This window comes from Thermococcus sp. P6, assembly GCF_002214525.1.
Taxonomy (GTDB): domain Archaea; phylum Methanobacteriota_B; class Thermococci; order Thermococcales; family Thermococcaceae; genus Thermococcus.
Genome location: NZ_CP015104.1, coordinates 261,558 through 280,027 on the forward strand (window position 1 = coordinate 261,558; position 18,470 = coordinate 280,027).

The following is an 18,470-nucleotide window of genomic DNA, read 5'->3' on the forward strand; positions in this document are numbered from 1 at the left end:
TATAAACCCCTCCGTAGTGCTAAGGACGTCAGGGGGAGATGATGGCATGTCCAAAAAGTTCATCCGCCAGAAGGAGCAGAGGGAGAAACGCAGGATAGCCCGCCAGAGGATAAACATCCTCTTCACTCTTGCGGAGAGGGTCTTTGAGTACGAACCCGAGCTCGCGAACAGGTACGTCGAGATAGCCCTCGCCGTTCACCAGAAGGCAAGGGTGAGGATTCCCCGGAAGTGGAAGCGCCGCTACTGTAAGAGGTGCCACTCCTTTCTCGTTCCGGGGGTTAACGCACGCGTAAGGCTAAGGGAGAGGCCCTATCCCCATGTTGTCATCAAGTGCCTCAGCTGTGGTCATGTCATGCGCTATCCCTACCTGAGGGAGCAGAAGGAAAGGCGGAGGAAAGGTTAGCGGGTTCACTCCACTACGGCAATCGCCCTCACGGGGCTTCCCGAACCGCCCTCTATCTTCAGGGGGAGCGCCACGAAGGTGAACTGCCTGTCTAAAAGGGACTCCAGATTCGTGAGGCCCTCGAAAATGGGCACCTCCTCGCTGAGGAGTATCCTGTGAACCGCCTCGTCGCCGATGCTCAGGGAATCGATTCCCACCGCCCTTATCCCTTCGGCAACCAGGAACAGCGCCACCTCCGGCGAGAGGTCCCTGCCGCCCGTCAGGAAGAGCACTACCCTGTCGTAGTAACCTTCGTCCGGTATCTCCTCGAGCTTCACGCTCCCCGTGCCCCCGCGGACGTCAAGAACGAGGCCCTTCCCGATGAACTTCTCGAGGGGCATCTCGTCTATCGTCTTCCCGCCGGGGATGAAGTGGGCCGGCGCATCGACGTGCGTGCCCGAGTGCTCCCCGAGCTTCAGGGCGTTCATGTAGTAGCCGTCCCTTTCGATGACGGCCCACAGCTTTACGTCGATCGGCGGATCCCCCGGGTAGACGGGCGTTTCCTCGGACAGGGAAAGGGAAAGGTCCACTATCATGCAAACACCGTACGTCCTTGATGCATCACCCTAAAAACCTTTTCGAAAACCCAAGGATTTTAAGGGATGGGCCGAAGCCTTAACGGGTGACCGCTGTGGACTGCACTAGGGAGTATTGCGTTAGGGACATCTCGCTCGCCCCGGAGGGGGAGAAGAAGATAGACTGGGTTTCCCGGTTCATGCCCGTTCTCCAGAGCATCGGGCGGGATTTCGAGGGGAGAAAACCCTTTAAGGGCGTCAGGATTGCGGCAACCCTCCACCTCGAGATGAAGACGGCTTTTCTGCTCCTCACCCTGAAGGCCGGGGGCGCGGAGGTTTCGGCAGCAGCCAGCAATCCATTGAGCACGCAGGATGACGTTGTGGCGGCTCTGGCAAAAAACGGGGTTAAGGTGTACGCCATCAGGGGGGAGAACAGGGAGGAGTACTACGAGTTCATGCACAGGGCTCTGGACATAGAGCCGAACGTCATCATAGACGACGGTGCCGACATGATAAGCACCCTGATGAGGGAAAGGGAAGAGCTCGTGGAAAACGTGTGGGGGGCAAGCGAGGAAACCACGACCGGCGTTGTAAGGCTGCGCGCCATGGAGAGGGAGGGCTTACTAAAGTTTCCGGTCATAGCTGTGAACGATTCCCTGACGAAGTACCTCTTCGACAACCGCTACGGAACCGGCCAGTCAACGTGGGATGGGATAATGAGGAGCACGAACCTTCTCATCGCCGGAAAGAACGTCGTTGTGGTCGGCTACGGCTGGTGCGGTAGGGGAATAGCGATGCGTGCGAAAGGTCTCGGCGCCACGGTCACCGTAGTGGAAGTGGACCCCATCCGGGCCCTCGAGGCGAGGATGGATGGCTTTAACGTTACGAACATGCTCGATGCCGCAAAAATCGGCGACATCTTCATCACCGCAACGGGGGACGTTAACTGCATCCGGAGGGAGCACTTCGAGGTCATGAAGGACGGCGTCATACTCGCAAACTCGGGGCACTTCGATGTCGAGATAAGCAAGCCCGACCTCGAGGCTCTGGCGGTGGAGATCAGCAGGCCGAGGCCGAACGTCACCGAATACAGGATGGCCGACGGAAGGAGGCTCTACCTCCTCGCCGAGGGCAGGCTCGTCAATCTGGCTGCCGCCGATGGTCATCCCGCGGAGATAATGGACATGAGCTTCGCCCTTCAGGCCAAAGCGGCTGAATACATCATGGAGAACAGGGGGAAACTCGAGCCGAGGGTTTACGTCCTCCCGCGGGAGATCGACGAGAGGGTGGCGAGGATCAAGCTCGAGGCGATGGGGGTAAGGATCGAGGAACTGACCGAGGAACAGAGGAGGTACCTTGGGAGCTGGGAGCACGGCACTTAAAAGACGTGAAGGGCGCTCGCCTTGAAGCTCACGTAGAGTTCCTTTCCCTTTTCCACGCCCATTTCAAGCATGGAGGAGCGGGTTGTGAAGGCCCTCAGGTAGAGCCCCCCGGCCCTCAGGTGAACCCTCACGAGGGGGCCGAGCTCCTCCACGGACTCGACAACGGCCCTCAGGCTGTTTCTGGCGGAGCTTTTAAGGGGCTCGAGGGAGAGGATTATGTCCTCCGGTCTCAGGCCCACGCGCGTTCTGCCTCTGACTTCAACCGGAAGCTCTATCTCGGCACCGTTGGCCCTGAGAACCCGTCCCTCGGCGATCCCCTCGATGATGTTCTCGAAACCGAGGAAGCGTGCGACTTCTTCGCTGGCAGGTCTTGAGAACACCTCCCGAACCGAGCCCACCTGAACGAGCCTCCCGTTCAGCATCACCCCGACCCTGTCGCCAAGGCTTACCGCCTCCTCGAAGGAATGGGTAACGTGCAGGGCCGTGAAGTCCAGCTCCTTCCTCCATCGCTTCATCTCGTCCATCAGCTCCGATCTCTTCCTCACGTCGAGGTTGGCGAAGGGCTCATCGAGCAAAAGAAGCTCGGGCTCGATTACGAGGGCCCTTGCTATGGCCACCCTCTGGGCTTCCCCCCCGCTCAGGGTCCTCGGCTTCCTGTGGAGCAGGTGGTCTATCCCGAGCACTTCGGCCGTTTCTCCGACCTTCTTTTTGATTTCCCGCTCCGGGAGCTTCCTGAGCCTCAAACCGAAGGCGATGTTGTCGTAGACGTTCATGTTCGGAAAGAGGGCGTAGTTCTGGGGAATGTAGGCCAGACCCCTCCGTTCAGGAGGCCACTCCGTGACGTCCTTTTCGCCTAAAACGATTCTCCCGGAGTCGGGAGCTATTATGCCCGCTATTATCTCGAGGAGAACGGTCTTCCCCGCACCGCTCGGACCGAGGATTATGAAGTACTCGCCGGATTTAACGTCGAAGGTTATCCCCCTGAGCCTGAAGTCCTTCCAGTCCTTGGAGAGGGATTCAACTCTGAGCATTGCTCCACCTCCCCACGAGCCACCGCAGGGCCACGAACAGGGTGAGGCTCATGACAACGAGTACCACCGATATGGGCCTCGATGCCCTGAGCCCGTAGTTGTTGAAGTACTCCATAACCAGAACCTGCGCCGTCTTCGGGTAGTAGGCCACTATGAGGATGGCCCCGACCTCGCTTATGGCCCTCGCCCACGTCATTATCGCACCGCTCGCTATCGAGGGAAGGGCCATGGGGAGGGTTATCGAGGTGAAGGCCCTTAGACGGGAGGCTCCAAGAGTTCTCGCGACGTGCTCAAGCTTCTCATCAACGGCCAGAAAGCCGTCACGCGCGGCGTTTATGGCAAAGGGCGCTGAGACAAAGAGCATAGCCGCTATTATACCGGTGTAGCTGTCGAGGATGGCCTTCGAGAAGGTCACAAGGAGCATTATGCCAACTACCGAGTGGGGAATGACGATGGGGATGTCTATCACCGCCTGAACGAGGCTTTTGCCCCTGAATTCCTCGCGGGCGAGAACGTAGCCAAGGGGGACGCCGAAGAGAAGCGCTATAAGTGCTGTGGCCGTTGCCGTGAGCAGGGAGTTTCCTATAGCTTCGATCACGAGCCCGTCGTGGAGCGTCCTTAGAAGCATCTCCCTGTCGAAGGCCTGCTTAAGTAGAATCACCGCAAGGGGAAGCGCAATGTAGACGACGAGGAAGCTTCCCATGAGGGCAAAAAACGCCACCGTGTAGTCGCGCTTCATCTTCGTTCCCACCCGGTAGAGTAAAAAGCTCATCCCTCCACTCTCACCAAGTCCTTTATCTCATCCGGCACGTTGCCGAAGGCCACGGGGGGTACTATGAACCCCTGATGGTTACGCTCGAAGATCTCCCTTCCCTCATCGCTGAGGAGGTATCTGAGGAACTCCATCGCGAGCTCCCTGTGGGGCGCGTTCCTTGGAACGGTGACGCCGTAAACGATGGGCTTGGCCTGGATGGTCTTTCCCGTTGAGCCGAGGTGGACCTTAACCTTACCGTAGTGATTCGCAAGCCTTAAGTCCTTCAGGTTTATCTCCTCCGGAAGCTCGACGTATCTGAGACCGTGCTGTTCTGCAACGCTCCTGTAGATGAAGTAGTAATCGAGGGAACCGCTCTCGACCAGAGGTGTGAGGTCGGTCTCCTTGGGCCTTATAACGAGGCGATCGCTCTTAACCTGAATCTCCTCCGGGACGATTATGGTCGTGCCGTTGAAGTAAACGTTGGTGTTCTCCTCGACGAGGGTCCTGAAGATCGGCCTGCCGTAGTGGTAGTCTGCCAGCTTCATGACCATTAAGCTTCTGTAACCGCAGGGGTCCTGATTCGGGTCGCTGAAGCCGAAAGAGACTTCCTTCCGCGAGAGGATCTCGTACCAGTTGCTGGAGTTTATCTCGCTCGAGTACCTGCTCTTGTTCGTGAAGGCTATGACTATCTCGTTGGTGGCGAAGGCGACGTAAAAGTCCGTGTAGTTGGGCATCATAAGTTCGGGTATGAGGGAGTAGTCGGCAACTGCAACCACGTCCGCCTCCATTCCGAGGTCCGTGACCTTTCTGACGGCCTTAACGCTCCCGCTGGCCTCGTCGTGAAAGGTTACCCTGTAACCGAGGTCCCTCTTCCTGTCCGAGAACGCCTTCTCCAGCCGTTCGAAGGGGACGCTGAGCGAGCCCGCGTGGAAAACCGTCAGGGTTACCTCGCTGGAACCCGAACTGGAGTTCATACACCCCGGGGAAAGAACGGATAGAAGAACAACCATCAGGATGGCACCCATCCATCGCCTTCTCATTCAGACCCACCGATCCTGTACCCGGAAGCGGATACTTAAACATTTTGGTGAAATAAACACGTTTGAGTTAACATTTTTGTTTATACTCCACCCGGCTCGATGGAACGCCCCTATTCCTCCGTCGTGAAGAGGGCCTCTTCGGTCTCGATGGCGCTGGCCATTATGCAGTTCCCGAGGAACCTTCCGTAGACCCGGGCACGTTCGCCCTTCCTGAGGCAGGGGGCCCCGGAGAACTCGATCCTGAGACCCTGAATCCTGAAGGTCGTCCTGTAACCGGGGAGCTCCATGGGGAAGAACTCCACCCGCGGTTTGTCCTCTATTGGGCCTTCTATGACGACGTTCTTACCCCGAAAACCGCCGGAATTCAACTCATCAACCGTAACTTTGTAATAGTAATGATGACCAAACTTAACCCACCCGGGCATGTTCATCACCTTTATAGCTCCGGATGATAGTTAAGTGGGGTGATGGTATGATAAAGGTTGCGATCATCGGTGCCGAGAACGTCGGCAAGTCCACCCTGATGAACGCCCTCATAGGAGGCAGGGTCTCGGAGGTGGAGAACCTCCCGGGGACCACCAAGGGCGTCATAAGGAAGCGCTTCGGAAAGCTCAAGATAGAAAAGAGCATGAAGAACCCCCTCGGCGGTGCCGATGAGTTCGTTGTCGTAGACACCGCGGGCCTCTTCGATCCCCGAAGGGAGCTCAGGGGCAAAGCTCTAAGCGAGGAGCGCTTCAGGAAGGTCCTCAACGAGATAGTATCATCTGACGTGGTTATTCACATGATAGACGCCACCGTTGGCCTTCACAGGGGCATGGAAAAGCTTCACCACATGCTAAAGTTCCGCTACGGGAAGCCGATAATAGTGGTTATAAACAAGGTGGACCTCGTCCCACCGGAGAGGGTGGAGGAGATAAGGGAGATCGTGAGGAAGCGGCTTGAACAGGATGCCTTACCGCTCTCCCTCGTGACCTACGAAGGGTTCGATGAATTGATAAAAAAGCTGGCCCATTACGCGCAGTACGTCTAACACCCGCAGACCTTTACCAGAACCCTCCTGTGCCTCGGCCCGTCGAGTTCGATGAAGAGGATCCTCTGCCATGCTCCGAGCGTTAGCTCACCGTCCTCCACCGGGACCACAACCTCGGGGTTCAGCAGAAGGGTCGCCCTCAGGTGGGAGTGGGCGTTACCGTCAAGCCTGTTGTGGGCGTAGTTACCTTCCTCTGGAATTAGCTCCTTTATCTTGGCCCTGATGTCCTCAATGAGTCCGCTTTCGTTCTCGTTTATCGCCAGACCCGTGGTGGTGTGGGTGGTGAAGACGACGGCAACGCCGTGTGTAACATCGCTCCTCCAGACGAGGTGCTGGACCTCGTCGGTTATGTCCACCACCTGAAATCTCTCCTCAGTCGGAACCGTTATCTCGAGGAGCACAAACTTCACCTCCCGAGCTTCTTCTTCACCTCGCGTAAGAGTTCATCGGGAGAGGAAATAGTGCTGAAGACGACCGCCCTGAGGAGAACGGCCGTCTCGTAAGCGTCCACAAGCTCCCTTCTGTTTTTCCCCACGACTTCCTCCCTGAGGGTTTTGTATATCTCCTCAACGGCGTCCCTGAAAAGGACCTCGTCCGAGTAAAGCTCCTCGTTGGTCAGGAGAACGGTTATGAGGTACCTCACGAAATCGACCTTATCCTCCTTCTTACCTATGAGCTCTTTGAGTCTTTCCACGACTAACCCTCCCTGGAAGCTCTTTTTCAAGGGCCTTAATCAGTATCTCGGAGACGAGGATGGATGAGAACTTCGGGTCTTTAACCTCAAGCGCCACGTCTATGGCATCCTCCACCTTCCCGCTTTTAACGAGATGGTGAGCAACGTCGGCCAGTATTATGGAACGCAGCCTTTCATCCCGTATCATCCTGACTACAGTCATGGCCCCCTCGAGATCTCCTCTGAGGACGTAGTAGCGGGCTATCTTGGTCCAGACCTCTTCGTTGGCCGTACCCCGTCCGATTGCCCCCACGATCTCCCAGCTCCCCTTTTCTGGATTTTCGAGGAGCCTGTTCATCAGGGCTTTTCCAACGAGGACAACTTCCTCCTCGTTCATGGCCGCTATGAAGCCGGGCAGAATGTCGTTGTCCCTCTCGAGAAGCTCCATGGCCATCTCTACAAGCACGCTCCCGCTGTTCTCGAGGCGTCTGATCAGTTCGAGGGCGGAAACGCTCTCACCCCCGAGGACGAGGGCGAAGGCAAGCTCCACCACGAAATCGCTCCCGAACCTCTCTATGAGCCCATCCGCCAGCGCCCTGAGGTTGCCTATGTAATGGCCGAGGACTTCCTTCTCCTTCAGGTAAAAGGCGACTTCCTTGAAGGCCTGCTTCGCCCACACCCTCGAACCCATCTCCCCGATGAGGGATATGGCCTTCTCGTAGCTTTCCATGAGGAGGTAGGCTTTTATGAGCTCCAGCAGGGCCTTCGAACGATCCGGTTCGGAAGTTATTTGTTCGAGGATCAGTTTGCTCTTCCTGAGCCTGTAGGCCATCTTCAGACGTTCCGTTCCCATCCTGTGGGTGTTTACCTTAAGGATCTCGAGGAGCGTCTCGTTTCTGAGCTTTTGATCCTCTATCTCAAGGGCGTAGGTTATGGCCTCGTTCACCTCCCCGAGGCCCAGCATGTAGAGTGCGGCGCTCTCCATGAGACGGTCCCTCTGCGGGGCCGCCAGCATCCTTGAGTCCTCCATCACGCTCCGGTATATCTTCTTGGACGACTTCAGGCCGGCCTTCCCCATGGAGTAGCCCACGGACAGAAGGGCCCGAAACATGGTAAAAGGATCCCCTATCTCCCGGGCCGTTTCGATGGCACGCAGAAAGGCATCCCTGTAGAGGCCGTTCTTGGCCCTGAAGAGCCTTTCTCCGATTTTAGCGTAGGTTACGGATTTTATGTAAGGGTCCCGGATAACCCCGGCGGATGCAAGCACCTCCCTGGCGAGCATAAGATCCCCCCATAGTTACAGACAATTCCGGTGTTAATTTAATTACCTCCATCTTATTAACCTAACCCTCGGAACGTTTTTAAGGGGGTTATCGAGGGGATGGGCATGTATGCCGTGGTGTTCGGGAAGAATCCCGGCTTAAGCCGTGCTGAATTTCACGCTTTCGTGAAAAGATTCGGCCTGAGGGTTGAGGTAATCGAGAGTGCTCATAACTGGATGTTATTTGAGTCAGACCCCGCGGTGGAGAGGTACTTCCACAGGCTCGGGGGTGCCCTGAAGCTTGTGAGGATCGCCGGAGAGGGGGAGAGCGCGATAGGAGAGCTCGAATACGCGAGGCTTTTCACTGTGAGCCTCTACAACCGGAATGACTGGAGGTTCTGGAGGAAACTCGGAAGCAGGATAAAGAGGAGGTTTAAAAGGGAAGGCCCCTCCAAGTTCTTCAAGCCCGCTAAGACCTACGCCATGCCTTCAGAACTCATCCTGAAGGGCTTTCCAGAGGTTAAGGACTTCGTCTTTCTGTTCCGGGAGGGAAACTTTCTCGTCGGTGAGACCGTTAAGATTACGGACCCCTTTGAGCTGAAGAAACTCGACGTTGGGAGGCCTGTTCAGAGGCCCATCCTTTCCATCCCCCCGCGGCTCGCGAGGATAATGGTCAACCTGACGGAAGTTCGAGAGGGCAGGTTTCTCGATCCCTTCTGTGGCATTGGTACCGTACTCCAGGAGTTCGTCCTTCAGGGGTTAAAGGCCTTCGGGAGCGACAGGGATCCGGAAAGGGTGCGGGAGGCGGTGAGGAACATCTCGTGGCTCCGGAGGGAGTTCCACCTTAAAAACACGGCCAGAATAGAGGTCTGCGACGCGAGAAAACTGAGGCGTTGCTTCCGCGGTAGGTTCGACGCGATAGTTACCGAGCCCTACCTCGGAAAACCCCTCAGACGAAATCCTTCCCGGGAGGAGGCCATAAAACTCGCGAACGAACTCGATGGATTTTACCATCAGGTCTTCGAGAGCTTTGGGGACGTCCTGAAAAGGGGAGGAAAGGTTGTATTCGTCTTCCCGGCCTACAGGCTGAAGGATGGGAGCCTTTACAGGAAGGACCGGAAGTGGCTGGCCAAACTCGGCTTCGAGGTAAGGGGCAGCTACACGGACTACGATGCCAGACACAGGCTCGTCCGGGACGTTCACGTGCTGGAGTACAGGGGTTAGTAACTCACGAGCCTCTCGTGTTCCTTCTTCATGCACCTGTGGGCCACGACGACCAAACCCGCTTCCTTCGCCCTTTTGAAGGCCTCCCGGTTGTAGGTGTTGAACTGAAACCAGACCACTCTGGCCCCCTTCTCTATCGCCTGCTCAACGTACTCCACGGTGAATTCAGGCCTCACGAAGAGGTCAACGATCTCCACATCGTCGGGTATGTCGAGGAGACTCGAATAGCACTTCCTCCCGAGGACCTCCCCGTACCTTGGGTTCACGGGGTAGACTTCGTAACCGTGTTCGAGGAGGTAGCGCATAACGTCGCTGGCATCACGCTCGGGTTTCGGTGAGGCCCCGACGAGGGCCACCTTCCTGTATCGGGTCAGGATCTCCCTGACGTCTTCGTCACTCAACCTATCAACGGGCATTATCCTTACCATTCTACCACCGCAGGATCATTGAATCGAAGCTTAAAGCTTTAACCCGGAAGGGTCTAAGGTTCCTCCGGGGGTTCTGGAATCACCGCCACTATGAGGGAGTTAACGTTCGTTCCCGTGGGACCGGTCTTAAGGAGCGCCCCGACCTTTTCGAGGGCGTGGTAACTGTCGTGGTTCTTCAGGGCCGTTTCCACGTCCACCCCGGCTTCCCTGAGTCTTTCAAGGGTTTTCCCGTCGACCAGTCCTCCGGCGGCATCCGTTGGCCCGTCCGTTCCGTCTGTGTCGACCGCCAGAACAACTGCCTTAAGCTTGTCTATCTTCCTCGCCACGCTCAGGGCAAACTCCTGATTCGGCCCCCCGAGACCTGCCCTTTCACCTATCGTTACCGTCCACTCCCCCCCGGCTATTAAAACCGCGGGTCTCGGGACGGGGCGGTCGTGTCCGGCTATCTCCTGAACTATGGAACCCAGAGCCAGTGCTATCTCCCGGGCCTCGCCTTCAAGGGTCGTCGTGAGGAGGAGGGAGTTGTAGCCGAGTTCCCCTGCCTTTGAGAGGGCTGACTCGCAGGCGATGGCGTTGCTCCCGACTATGAAGTTGTGAACGTTCGGGAGATCCTCCTTCAAAGTTTCCTCGACCTTTCCCTCCAGTCCGAGCTCGAGGTGCCTCCTAACGCTCTCGGGAAGCCTGTCCCAAAGACCATAGAACCTCAGGATCCTGAAGGCATCCGCAAAGGTGGTGGGGTCCTTCACGGTTGGGCCCGAGGCTATGGCCTCGAGGGGATCGCCGACAACGTCCGACAGGATAAGGCTTATGAGGGTGCCCTTCACGCGCTTCGCCAGTTTGCCACCCTTTACCTTTGATATGTGTTTTCTGACGGTGTTTATCTCGTGTATCCTCGCCCCGCTTTTGAGGAGAAGCTCGTTCGTTCGGATCTTGTCCCTCAGGCTTATCCCTTCCTCAGGATGTAGAAAGAGAGCGCTCCCACCACCGGAGATGAGAACCACGAGGAGGTCATTCTTCCCGACCTTTTCGGCCAGTTCGAGGCCAAGCTTTCCTCCCAGAAGGGAGTTTTCGTCGGGCACGGGATGCCCTGCCTCGATAACCTTCAGTCCCTCCAGTTCCGGACAGCCCCTGGCGTAGCCGTATTTGGTGACAATCAGCCCCTCCTCGATCCTTTCCCCAAGGATCTCAACGACGGCCTTCGCCATCGAGCAGGCGGCCTTTCCAAAGGCCAGAAGGTAGACCCTTCCCCCTATCGGAAATTCCTCCCCCTGAACCATCAGGCGGTTTTCCTCCACCTTCAGGGTTCGTCTTACCGCGGCGTAGGGATCGGCGCTTTCGATTGCAGTTTGCATGATCTCAAGGGCGTCCTCTCTGGCGTTCATCCAATCATCTCCAGAGTTATTCCAAAAGGATTATCCTATCGGCCTCAACGTCCTCAAGGGAAGCGTTCCAGCCCCCAACAACGTACCTTTTGCCCCCGGTTTCCACGGTGATGTTGGAGATAACCTTCCCTTCATCCTCGTAGAACTCCACGACCCTCCCAACGAGATGAACGGGCTTTCCGGAGCGGACGAAACGGCCGAAAACCTCCACCCGGGGATTTTGAATTCCAAAGTGCCTTAAATCCGAAATGAACTCCCGGATGTGTATGTATTCCTCGGGAAGCTGCAGGGATCTTTCTTTCCTGTAAACGACCCTTCCCGTTGGCCAGAGGGCGTGATAGAAGTAGCGGTCAAGTATAAAGAGGAGGTTGTTGTCGTGTATTATCAGGGCGTAGCCCCGGAGGGAACTGCTTCCGGTGAGGGCCTCGTGGGGGAGGTACACGCCGGCGTTCCTGTCCTTTATCACGATTACCGGATCGGGAACCTTGCGCATCCGCACCTCCCTCGCAACCTCGGGCACGTCGCCCTCACCGTAGACGAAGAGGTTTATCCTGACTTGATCGTTCTTCCTTTTGAGCTCATCCTTGATTCTCTCGAGAAACTCGATGGGAACCGCGATGCTCAGATGGTTCCTGCAGTTTCTTATCATCCGCCTGATGTATTCCTCAAGGGTTATCCGGCTCTTAACGATCGTAATGCTACCGGTTTCTTCCTTTGGATTGTAGAGCTTTTCGAGGGCGGATTTCAGGGTATCTATCCTCTCGTCATAATACCTCTTCATTGAATCCATGACGCTCTCAGGGCTGAGGGGGACGACCTGCTTTGGCCGTCCCTGAGTTGTCGTTACGAATCCCTTGGCCATCAGGGTCCTTATCACGTCGTAAATCCTTGGCTGGGGCACCTTGGAGAGCGTCGCCAGCTCCCCTGCCGTGAGCGGGCCGTTCTTAAGGAGGGTAAGGTACGCCCTAACCTCGTACTCATTCAGACCGAGTTCCCTGAGCAGCGACCTTACTTCCTTCTCCTCCATAGGCAGGACCTCAGAGTATTGCCTTTTCGGTTTTGGGATCAAAGACGTGGATGTTATCGAGGTCTATCTCTATTTTAATCTTTTCTCCGATCGGGATGGGTATGTGGCCCGGAAGCTTTACCTTTATGATTTTCTCCCCGACCTTTGCGTGAACTATGGTATCCGTGCCGAGGGCTTCAATGAAATCCACGCTTCCTTCTATCTCTGCACTTCTGGTCACGTGTTCCAGCGTGGATACCCCCTTAACGGTCATGTGTTCGGGCCTTATACCAACAAGGACGTCCTTGCCCGAGTAATCGAGCAGTATCTCCCTGAAATCCCCGGGTAGGGGTATCCTGAAACCGTCGCCCTCAATGGTCGTACCATCCCCGGCAAGGGTGGCCTTTAGGATGTTCATCTCAGGGGCACCTATGAACGTCGCCACGAAGAGGGAGTTGGGTTTCAGGTAAACTTCCGTTGGCGGTCCGACCTGAAGGAGCCTCCCCATGTTCATAACCGCTATCCTATCGCCCATCGTCATGGCCTCGACCTGATCGTGAGTAACGTAGACGGTGGTAACCCCCAGCTTCGTCTGGAGCTTCTTTATCTCGGCGCGCATCGTTACCCTGAGCTTCGCGTCAAGGTTGCTCAACGGCTCGTCCATGAGCAGGACGTCGGGTTCAACCACTATTGCCCTCGCAACGGCAACCCTCTGCCTCTGACCCCCGCTGAGCTGACCCGGGTATCTATCCAGAAGGTTCCCTATCTGGAGGAGTTCCGCCGCCCACTTTACCTTCCTCTCGATCTCCTCTCTGGGATATTTTTTGATCTTCAGGGGAAAGGCTATGTTGTCGTAAACCGTCATATGGGGCCAGACCGCGTAGCTCTGGAAGACCATCGAGATGTTCCTGTCCTTTGGGGGGAGATACGTAACGTCCCTGTCCCCGAAGTATATCCTCCCCTCCGAAGGCTCTTCTAAACCTGAGATCATTCTGAGCGTCGTTGTCTTACCGCAACCGCTCGGCCCGAGGAGGACCAGGAACTCGCCGTCCTTTATGGTGAGGGACAGCTCCTTAACCGCCTCAAAATTCCCGAACCTTTTCGTTATCCGATCAAGCCTAACTTCCACCATATTAACACCTCACTTCAGACTTATACCCCACATAGTCACCAGGTACTTTCTTGCGAAGAATATGAATATCATAGCGGGTAGGGTCATTATGAACGCCGCTGCGAACTTGTAGTAATCCGGAGCGGCACCTCCGGCGGAACCCGCCATTATCGAGAGTATCTGCGCCGGTAGGGTCCTGTTGCTTAGCGTCAGTATGGATGCCACGAAAACCTCGTTCCAGCTCATGACGAAGGTGAACATTGCTGCGGCCGCAAGGCCCGGTGCCGCCAGAGGCAGGGTGATCTTTCTGAAGGAGCCGAAACGCGTGAGACCAAAGACCATCGCTGCCTCTTCGTACTCTTTGGAGACTCCCGCGAATATGCTCGATGTTATGAGAACCACGAAGGGAAGCGCCATTGCCGTATGTGCCAGAGCGACGCCCAGAAGGGTATCGACCAGGTTCAACCTTATGTAGAGGACTATGAGGGGTATTGCCATTACCGGAATTGGGAACATCCTCAGTGCCACTATAGAGAGCTTTATCTGGTCCTTTCCCGGGAACATGTACTTGGCTATCGAGTAACCCGCCGGAACGCCGAGGATAAAGCTTATTACAATCGTCAGGGTTGCTACTATAACGCTGTTCTTTATCCCGTCCCATGCCCCAAGGTTGAAGAGTATTACCCTAACGTACTCTCCCGTGAAGCTCGTCGGGATCACCTTGGAGGGATTGTAGTAGTCCATCTTGGTCGAAAAGGCGTAGAGGAAGGACACTATGATGGGCAGTACTATCCAGACGACGGCGGTGAAGACGGCTGTGTAAAATCCGATCTTTTTGAGGGCGTACCTGGTTTCGTCGTTCACCTTCCCACCTCCAGGTATTCAGCCTTCAGAAACTTGATGTAGAGAGCACCCAGGAGGATTGAGAGACCGGCTATCACCAGCGCGTAAACGGAAGCCACACCGGTATCCTTTATCACCGTTAGCTGGTAGTAACCCTCGCCTGCCAGAACTGGGATGTCCCTGCCCGCGAGAATCCAGACGACACCGAATACCTGCATTGCGAAGAGCGTCCTTATTATGAGGGCACTCTGGATGCTCGGCTTCAATAGGGGAAGCACTATTTTCCTGAGCTTTGTCCAGTAACTCGCCCCAAAGACCTCCGCAGCCTCGAGGTAATCTCTGCTTATCATCTGGAGGCCCGCAAGGACTATCACGAAGACTATCGAAGTGGAACGCCACAGCTCGGCGAGGACTATGGCGAGGAACTCCCTGGCGCGGTACTGGTAGCCGAAGAAGTAGATGGGGTTGTTTATAAGCCCCACGTTGAGGAGGAGCTTGTTGAGGAAACCATAGGGCGAGAGCATCGAGTACCATATTAAACCGGCCGCCACATCGCTTATCGTGAGGGGGATTATAAGGGCGTAAAGGGCGGCATCCTTGCCCTTAAAGATTCGATTCATCATAAGCGCAAGAACCACAGCAAGAGCAACCTGAGTCGGAACTATAACGGCCGCGAGGGAGAGGGTGTATTTGAAGGCACTCCAGAAGTAGTAATCGCTAAAGGCCCGTTTCCACACCTCTAAGGAAAAGCTCCCGTCGTGAACGAAGGCCAGATAAAGGGCCTGCACGAGGGGGTAGCCCACGAAGAACATCAGATACAGAAAGGCAGGTAAAATTAAAAGATAAGGAACAAGAGAGCTCCGTTCCATAGGGCTTCCTCCTTCACGGCACTTGGATTCCAGCGTCGGTGAACAGCTGGATCAGCTTGGGCTTGATCTCCTTGGTAACGCTCGCCGGGTCCTCGTTGTTGAGGACTATCCTTTCGAACGCCTGCTTGTAGTACTCCTTGAACTGCCCGCCCTTGCTTCCGAGGTTCGGTATCATAACCACCAGTGCATCGGAGGTGCTGGACTGTGCCGTCACGCCTTCGGCGAGAATCTTTAGCGGTCCCTCGGGTAAAGCTCCACTGGCTTCCTTAACGGTCGGGAAGAATCCAACCTTTTCGAGAACTTTGACCTGCGTTTCAGGCCTTGTGAGGTAGTCTATGAGCTTCCATGCCTCGTCTTTGTGGGGTGCTCCCTTTGGAATGGCCAGACCCGCGAGAACAACGATGAAGCCCCTTCCCTTCGGTCCCCTGGGAACGGGAACGACGACGAACTGGTCGGGCTTTGTCTCTATGGCGTTCTTAATTCTCGCCGTGTGATCCCACGCTATAAGGACCTCACCCTTCAGGAGGGAATCGGCCATGGCATCCCAGGTTGTGCTCGAGGGGTGCACGTAGGGCCAGAGGTCCTTTAGGTAGTTCCACATCTTCACAGCATCCGGGCTGTCGAACTCCTTTGCCTCGTATCCGGTGTAGGACGGATAGATGTAGCCGTGGAGGAACCTGACGAAGAGTCCCTTGGGTCCGGCCGGGAAGCCGAGCTGGGGTCGTCCCGTTGCCTCTTTGAGGTTCTTTGCCCACTGGAGAAGGGCATCGTACGTCCACTTGTCGGTTCCCTTCATGACGTCCTCTTTCGTTAGCCCATCGGGAAGGTACTTGAAGGCATCCTTGTTGACCACCATAACGTAGGTGGCGCTCATCCACGGGACGTAGACCTTCTTTCCGTTTATCTTGGAGTACTCCTCGAAGGTGCTTATGAAGGTTCTATTCTTGAGTTTGGGCATGTTACTTAGATCCTCGAGCCATCCCTTTGAGTTCATGTAATCCATACCACCGTGTAAATCGCCTATCACATCTATGGTGACCTTCCCGGTCTTCTCCTCACCCTCAAGCCTCGTAACCATGTCACTGTAGGATATGGGCACGAAGTTCACCTTTATTCCGGTCTCACTCGTAAAGTCCGGCAGAAGCTGGTCCTTAACAAAATTCTGCTCTTCCGGAGGGTTCAGCTGGGTCGAAAGCCAGTTGAGTGTTACCTCCGTCTTCGTGGTTTGCGTCGGACTCGATGTCGTTCCACCGCCACTTATGCATCCGCTGGCCGCTACACCGAAGAGCACCACGGCCACCAACAGAGCTCCAAACAGCTTCCTCACGAACATCACCCCATATAAGTACTTCACGTAACCTATGTGGACTTTGGTATATAAGATTTGTGCTTAAAACCACTTGAAGTGGTTGTATTAAAAAGTAAAAGTTATCAGAGGTCGAGCTTTATCGCTTTCCCCAGCCTTGAGGACTCGTAGGCTGAAAGTATTATCGCGAGGTTCCTTCTGGCATCTTCACCGGTAACCGGTGGTTCCTCGTCCTTTAGGACGGCATCGGTGAAGGAATTCACTATCCCCCTGATGTCCGGCCGGTCCCAGTATATCTTCTCAGCCCTCTCCTGATAGACTGTGAAGTCCGGATAGGCCGTTCTGACGTCGAGGAAGCCCTCCCTACCAACGAGGTAGTACTTCATCTCCACACCGTAGGAGTACCCCCGTGGATTGCCCCAGCCTGCCGTTAGAACCGCCAGAACACCCCTTCTGAACTCGAGGATTGCCGTTCCGATGTCGTCCACCGGAAAACCGTACACCTTGGAACCTATGTCTGCATGGACTTTTTTTGGAAGGTCTCCGGTCAGCCAGAGCAGGGAGTCAACGCCGTGGGGTGCCGTGTCCATGAAGCCCCCGCCCCCGGACTTTTCCCTGTCCAGAAACCAGCTCATGTCAAGCCCTTCCAGAAATATCGGTGGCTTCACGTTTTCGGAAATCGCCTGTATGTACTCAAGAAGACCTATTTCACCGTTGTCTATCATCTCCTTGGCCTTTCTCAGGGGACCCGTGAAGCGTGGATTGAAGGGTAGCATGAGCTTGACACCGGCCCTTCTCGCGGCCTTTATTATCTCGTCCGCGTCGTCGAGCGTTAGTGCAATTGGCTTCTCGAGGAGTATGTGCTTGCCTTCCTCCGCTGCCCTGATGGCTATTTCTTTGTGTCTGTAGGTTTCAACACCGATGTAAACCGCCTCCACCTTTTCGTTCTTCAGAAGGCCCTCGTAAGTCCTGTAAAACTTCGCCCCGTACTTCTTTGCCTCGGCCCTGGCAACGTCTGAATTCGAACCGTCTCCCGAGATGGCAACGAGCTTCGTCCTCCTTCCACCGGCGATCATCGAGGCAAAGCGGAGGGCATGAGGATGGGCGTAGCTTATGATTCCGAAGTTGAGCTTCTTCATAACTCAACCACCTCCCCCTTCCGGGCGCTCTCTCCTGCACTCTCCGCCATCCTCAGGGCGACGAGTGCATCCTCAGCGGTAACCACGGGCTCTTCCTTTTCCCTGATGCAGTTGAAGAAGTGCCTCAGTTCCCGTTCAAAGGCCTCGGGAAACGTCGAAAGGAGCGGTGAGAACCGGGGCATCTCGAACTCCGCCTTGGCAACGCCGACCATCGGAGTGTCCATGGGGGTGTAGCGTATCCTGCCGTTCTTGCCTATCACATCAACGTGATGGTAGAACACCCCGTAGCGACTGGGATAGGGATAGGCCCAGCTCACCTCCGCTATCCCGGTTTTGTCGCCCTCGAATCTTATCATCATGACGACGTGATCAAAGGTTCCGTTCGCCTTTGCCTCATTCTTTATCGCCTTTCCAACGGCGTAAACGCTCATCGGTTCGCTTTCAAAGAACCAGCGCAGGAAATCGGTAACGTGAACGCCGAGGTCGATGGTGACACCGCCGCTCTTGCTCTCATCCCAGTACCAGTAGTCCGATGGGAAGGGAAGGTTCTGGACCTCCGTCTTTCTGATGTGAACAGGCAGTACGTTGCGCTTCCTTATGATCTCCTTCATCTGAACCCAGCGCGGGTCAAAACGCCTCACGTGGCCGACGAAGAGATGGAGGCCTTCCTTCTCTGCGGTTCTTATCATCTTCTCGCCCTCTTCGGGGGTGCGGGCTATCGGTTTCTCCACTATCACGTGCTTTCCGGCTTTGAGGGCCGAAATGGTTAGCCCGGCGTGGGTGTAGGTTGGGGTCAGCACTTCGACCACATCCAAGTCCATACCAAGGAACTCGTCGAGGTCCGTGAAGGCCTTTGCCCCAAACTCTCTGGCACCCTCCTCGGCCCTTGAGGGATCCACGTCCATGCAGGCTACAACCTCAACCCCCTCGATCTTCTTCAGTGCGTTTTTGTGGGCGAGGTTGAATATGTTTCCACAGCCTATCACTCCCACCTTCAGCCTCACGGGATTCACCCGTTTCATTAAGGTCGAAAG

General features: G+C 55.7%; 21 protein-coding genes. 4 read left to right on the plus strand and 17 right to left on the minus strand.

Features of this window, described 5'->3' with window-relative positions:
- The first annotated feature begins 46 nt into the window (after positions 1–46).
- Positions 47–403 carry a ribonuclease P protein component 4 gene (locus A3L12_RS01415; RefSeq protein ID WP_088881945.1) on the plus strand — a complete coding sequence of 119 codons (357 nt, stop codon included), beginning with the start codon at positions 47–49 and terminating at the stop codon, positions 401–403.
- A 5-nt stretch (positions 404–408) separates the two neighbouring features.
- On the opposite strand, the gene A3L12_RS01420 is transcribed toward A3L12_RS01415, so the two are convergent.
- Positions 409–978: a cyclase family protein gene (locus tag A3L12_RS01420; RefSeq protein ID WP_088881946.1), complete on the minus strand. Its 570-nt coding sequence runs from the start codon at positions 976–978 to the stop codon at positions 409–411.
- Between the two features lie 95 nt (positions 979–1,073).
- Here A3L12_RS01420 and A3L12_RS01425 point away from each other — a divergent pair, with 95 nt between their 5' ends.
- Positions 1,074–2,339, plus strand: a complete 1,266-nt coding sequence (locus A3L12_RS01425) for an adenosylhomocysteinase (RefSeq protein ID WP_088881947.1) — start codon at positions 1,074–1,076, stop codon at positions 2,337–2,339.
- On the opposite strand, the gene wtpC is transcribed toward A3L12_RS01425, so the two are convergent.
- The 4 genes from wtpC to A3L12_RS01445 form a co-directional block, all read right to left on the minus strand.
- A complete protein-coding gene (gene wtpC / locus A3L12_RS01430; RefSeq protein ID WP_088881948.1) occupies positions 2,336–3,370 on the minus strand; it encodes a tungstate ABC transporter ATP-binding protein WtpC in 1,035 nt (344 codons plus the stop codon). The two genes, A3L12_RS01425 and wtpC, sit on opposite strands and share 4 nt — an antisense overlap.
- Positions 3,357–4,109 carry a tungstate ABC transporter permease WtpB gene (gene wtpB, locus A3L12_RS01435; RefSeq protein ID WP_088883190.1) on the minus strand — a complete coding sequence of 251 codons (753 nt, stop codon included), beginning with the start codon at positions 4,107–4,109 and terminating at the stop codon, positions 3,357–3,359. The genes wtpC and wtpB overlap by 14 nt, the downstream gene beginning before the upstream one ends.
- A gap of 29 nt (positions 4,110–4,138) precedes the next feature.
- Positions 4,139–5,164, minus strand: coding sequence for a tungstate ABC transporter substrate-binding protein WtpA (gene wtpA, locus A3L12_RS01440; protein WP_088881949.1), 1,026 nt, complete (start codon positions 5,162–5,164; stop codon positions 4,139–4,141).
- A gap of 110 nt (positions 5,165–5,274) precedes the next feature.
- Positions 5,275–5,589 carry a GTP-binding protein gene (locus tag A3L12_RS01445; protein WP_088881950.1) on the minus strand — a complete coding sequence of 105 codons (315 nt, stop codon included), beginning with the start codon at positions 5,587–5,589 and terminating at the stop codon, positions 5,275–5,277.
- Positions 5,590–5,636: 47 nt separating this feature from the next.
- Between A3L12_RS01445 and A3L12_RS01450 the strand changes: the two genes are divergently transcribed.
- On the plus strand, positions 5,637–6,194 hold the full coding sequence (locus tag A3L12_RS01450; protein ID WP_088881951.1) for an Era-like GTP-binding protein: 558 nt from the start codon (positions 5,637–5,639) through the stop codon (positions 6,192–6,194).
- Here A3L12_RS01450 and A3L12_RS01455 read toward each other — a convergent pair.
- Genes A3L12_RS01455 through A3L12_RS01465 form a run of 3 tightly spaced genes read right to left on the minus strand, consistent with a single transcriptional unit; the run spans position 6,191 to position 8,149 of the window.
- The gene (locus tag A3L12_RS01455; RefSeq protein WP_088881952.1) at positions 6,191–6,595 is read right to left on the minus strand and encodes a secondary thiamine-phosphate synthase enzyme YjbQ; all 405 of its coding nucleotides are present in this window, start codon (positions 6,593–6,595) and stop codon (positions 6,191–6,193) included. The two genes, A3L12_RS01450 and A3L12_RS01455, sit on opposite strands and share 4 nt — an antisense overlap.
- Positions 6,596–6,600: 5 nt before the next feature.
- Positions 6,601–6,888 (minus strand): hypothetical protein, encoded by a 288-nt coding sequence (locus tag A3L12_RS01460; RefSeq protein ID WP_088881953.1) that lies wholly within the window; start codon positions 6,886–6,888, stop codon positions 6,601–6,603.
- The gene (locus A3L12_RS01465; RefSeq protein WP_088881954.1) at positions 6,860–8,149 is read right to left on the minus strand and encodes a prenyltransferase; all 1,290 of its coding nucleotides are present in this window, start codon (positions 8,147–8,149) and stop codon (positions 6,860–6,862) included. Before A3L12_RS01465 ends, A3L12_RS01460 begins: the two co-directional genes overlap by 29 nt.
- 105 nt (positions 8,150–8,254) lie before the next feature.
- Between A3L12_RS01465 and A3L12_RS01470 the strand changes: the two genes are divergently transcribed.
- Positions 8,255–9,352 carry a TRM11 family methyltransferase gene (locus A3L12_RS01470; protein ID WP_088881955.1) on the plus strand — a complete coding sequence of 366 codons (1,098 nt, stop codon included), beginning with the start codon at positions 8,255–8,257 and terminating at the stop codon, positions 9,350–9,352.
- On the opposite strand, the gene A3L12_RS01475 is transcribed toward A3L12_RS01470, so the two are convergent.
- The 9 genes from A3L12_RS01475 to A3L12_RS01515 all read right to left on the minus strand — a co-directional run bounded on the left by A3L12_RS01475 (position 9,349) and on the right by A3L12_RS01515 (position 18,440).
- A complete protein-coding gene (locus tag A3L12_RS01475; RefSeq protein WP_088881956.1) occupies positions 9,349–9,780 on the minus strand; it encodes a CoA-binding protein in 432 nt (143 codons plus the stop codon). The genes A3L12_RS01470 and A3L12_RS01475 overlap by 4 nt on opposite strands.
- Positions 9,781–9,833: 53 nt before the next feature.
- Positions 9,834–11,162 carry a glycerate kinase gene (locus tag A3L12_RS01480; RefSeq protein ID WP_088881957.1) on the minus strand — a complete coding sequence of 443 codons (1,329 nt, stop codon included), beginning with the start codon at positions 11,160–11,162 and terminating at the stop codon, positions 9,834–9,836.
- A gap of 16 nt (positions 11,163–11,178) precedes the next feature.
- On the minus strand, positions 11,179–12,189 hold the full coding sequence (locus tag A3L12_RS01485) for a TrmB family transcriptional regulator (protein WP_088881958.1): 1,011 nt from the start codon (positions 12,187–12,189) through the stop codon (positions 11,179–11,181).
- 10 nt (positions 12,190–12,199) lie between these two features.
- Positions 12,200–13,300, minus strand: coding sequence for an ABC transporter ATP-binding protein (locus A3L12_RS01490; RefSeq protein WP_088881959.1), 1,101 nt, complete (start codon positions 13,298–13,300; stop codon positions 12,200–12,202).
- Positions 13,301–13,309: 9 nt separating this feature from the next.
- Positions 13,310–14,143 carry a carbohydrate ABC transporter permease gene (locus tag A3L12_RS01495; protein WP_088881960.1) on the minus strand — a complete coding sequence of 278 codons (834 nt, stop codon included), beginning with the start codon at positions 14,141–14,143 and terminating at the stop codon, positions 13,310–13,312.
- The gene (locus A3L12_RS01500) at positions 14,140–14,991 is read right to left on the minus strand and encodes a carbohydrate ABC transporter permease (protein ID WP_088881961.1); all 852 of its coding nucleotides are present in this window, start codon (positions 14,989–14,991) and stop codon (positions 14,140–14,142) included. Before A3L12_RS01500 ends, A3L12_RS01495 begins: the two co-directional genes overlap by 4 nt.
- Before the next feature lie 13 nt (positions 14,992–15,004).
- The gene (locus A3L12_RS01505) at positions 15,005–16,324 is read right to left on the minus strand and encodes an ABC transporter substrate-binding protein (protein ID WP_088881962.1); all 1,320 of its coding nucleotides are present in this window, start codon (positions 16,322–16,324) and stop codon (positions 15,005–15,007) included.
- A gap of 98 nt (positions 16,325–16,422) precedes the next feature.
- Positions 16,423–17,436, minus strand: coding sequence for a Gfo/Idh/MocA family protein (locus A3L12_RS01510; RefSeq protein ID WP_088881963.1), 1,014 nt, complete (start codon positions 17,434–17,436; stop codon positions 16,423–16,425).
- Positions 17,433–18,440: a Gfo/Idh/MocA family protein gene (locus A3L12_RS01515; protein ID WP_088881964.1), complete on the minus strand. Its 1,008-nt coding sequence runs from the start codon at positions 18,438–18,440 to the stop codon at positions 17,433–17,435. Before A3L12_RS01515 ends, A3L12_RS01510 begins: the two co-directional genes overlap by 4 nt.
- Positions 18,441–18,470: the final 30 nt, after the last annotated feature.

Coding starts and splice junctions, on each gene's coding strand:
- A3L12_RS01415 (WP_088881945.1), top strand. CDS start 47: ATGTCCAAAAAGTTCATCCGCCAGAAGGAGCAGAGGGAGAAACGCAGG.
- A3L12_RS01420 (WP_088881946.1), bottom strand. CDS start 978: ATGATAGTGGACCTTTCCCTTTCCCTGTCCGAGGAAACGCCCGTCTAC.
- wtpC (WP_088881948.1), bottom strand. CDS start 3,370: ATGCTCAGAGTTGAATCCCTCTCCAAGGACTGGAAGGACTTCAGGCTC.
- wtpB (WP_088883190.1), bottom strand. CDS start 4,109: ATGAAGCGCGACTACACGGTGGCGTTTTTTGCCCTCATGGGAAGCTTC.
- wtpA (WP_088881949.1), bottom strand. CDS start 5,164: ATGAGAAGGCGATGGATGGGTGCCATCCTGATGGTTGTTCTTCTATCC.
- A3L12_RS01445 (WP_088881950.1), bottom strand. CDS start 5,589: ATGCCCGGGTGGGTTAAGTTTGGTCATCATTACTATTACAAAGTTACG.
- A3L12_RS01450 (WP_088881951.1), top strand. CDS start 5,637: ATGATAAAGGTTGCGATCATCGGTGCCGAGAACGTCGGCAAGTCCACC.
- A3L12_RS01465 (WP_088881954.1), bottom strand. CDS start 8,149: ATGCTCGCCAGGGAGGTGCTTGCATCCGCCGGGGTTATCCGGGACCCT.
- A3L12_RS01470 (WP_088881955.1), top strand. CDS start 8,255: ATGTATGCCGTGGTGTTCGGGAAGAATCCCGGCTTAAGCCGTGCTGAA.
- A3L12_RS01475 (WP_088881956.1), bottom strand. CDS start 9,780: ATGGTAAGGATAATGCCCGTTGATAGGTTGAGTGACGAAGACGTCAGG.
- A3L12_RS01480 (WP_088881957.1), bottom strand. CDS start 11,162: ATGAACGCCAGAGAGGACGCCCTTGAGATCATGCAAACTGCAATCGAA.
- A3L12_RS01485 (WP_088881958.1), bottom strand. CDS start 12,189: ATGGAGGAGAAGGAAGTAAGGTCGCTGCTCAGGGAACTCGGTCTGAAT.
- A3L12_RS01490 (WP_088881959.1), bottom strand. CDS start 13,300: ATGGTGGAAGTTAGGCTTGATCGGATAACGAAAAGGTTCGGGAATTTT.
- A3L12_RS01500 (WP_088881961.1), bottom strand. CDS start 14,991: ATGGAACGGAGCTCTCTTGTTCCTTATCTTTTAATTTTACCTGCCTTT.
- A3L12_RS01505 (WP_088881962.1), bottom strand. CDS start 16,324: ATGTTCGTGAGGAAGCTGTTTGGAGCTCTGTTGGTGGCCGTGGTGCTC.
- A3L12_RS01510 (WP_088881963.1), bottom strand. CDS start 17,436: ATGAAGAAGCTCAACTTCGGAATCATAAGCTACGCCCATCCTCATGCC.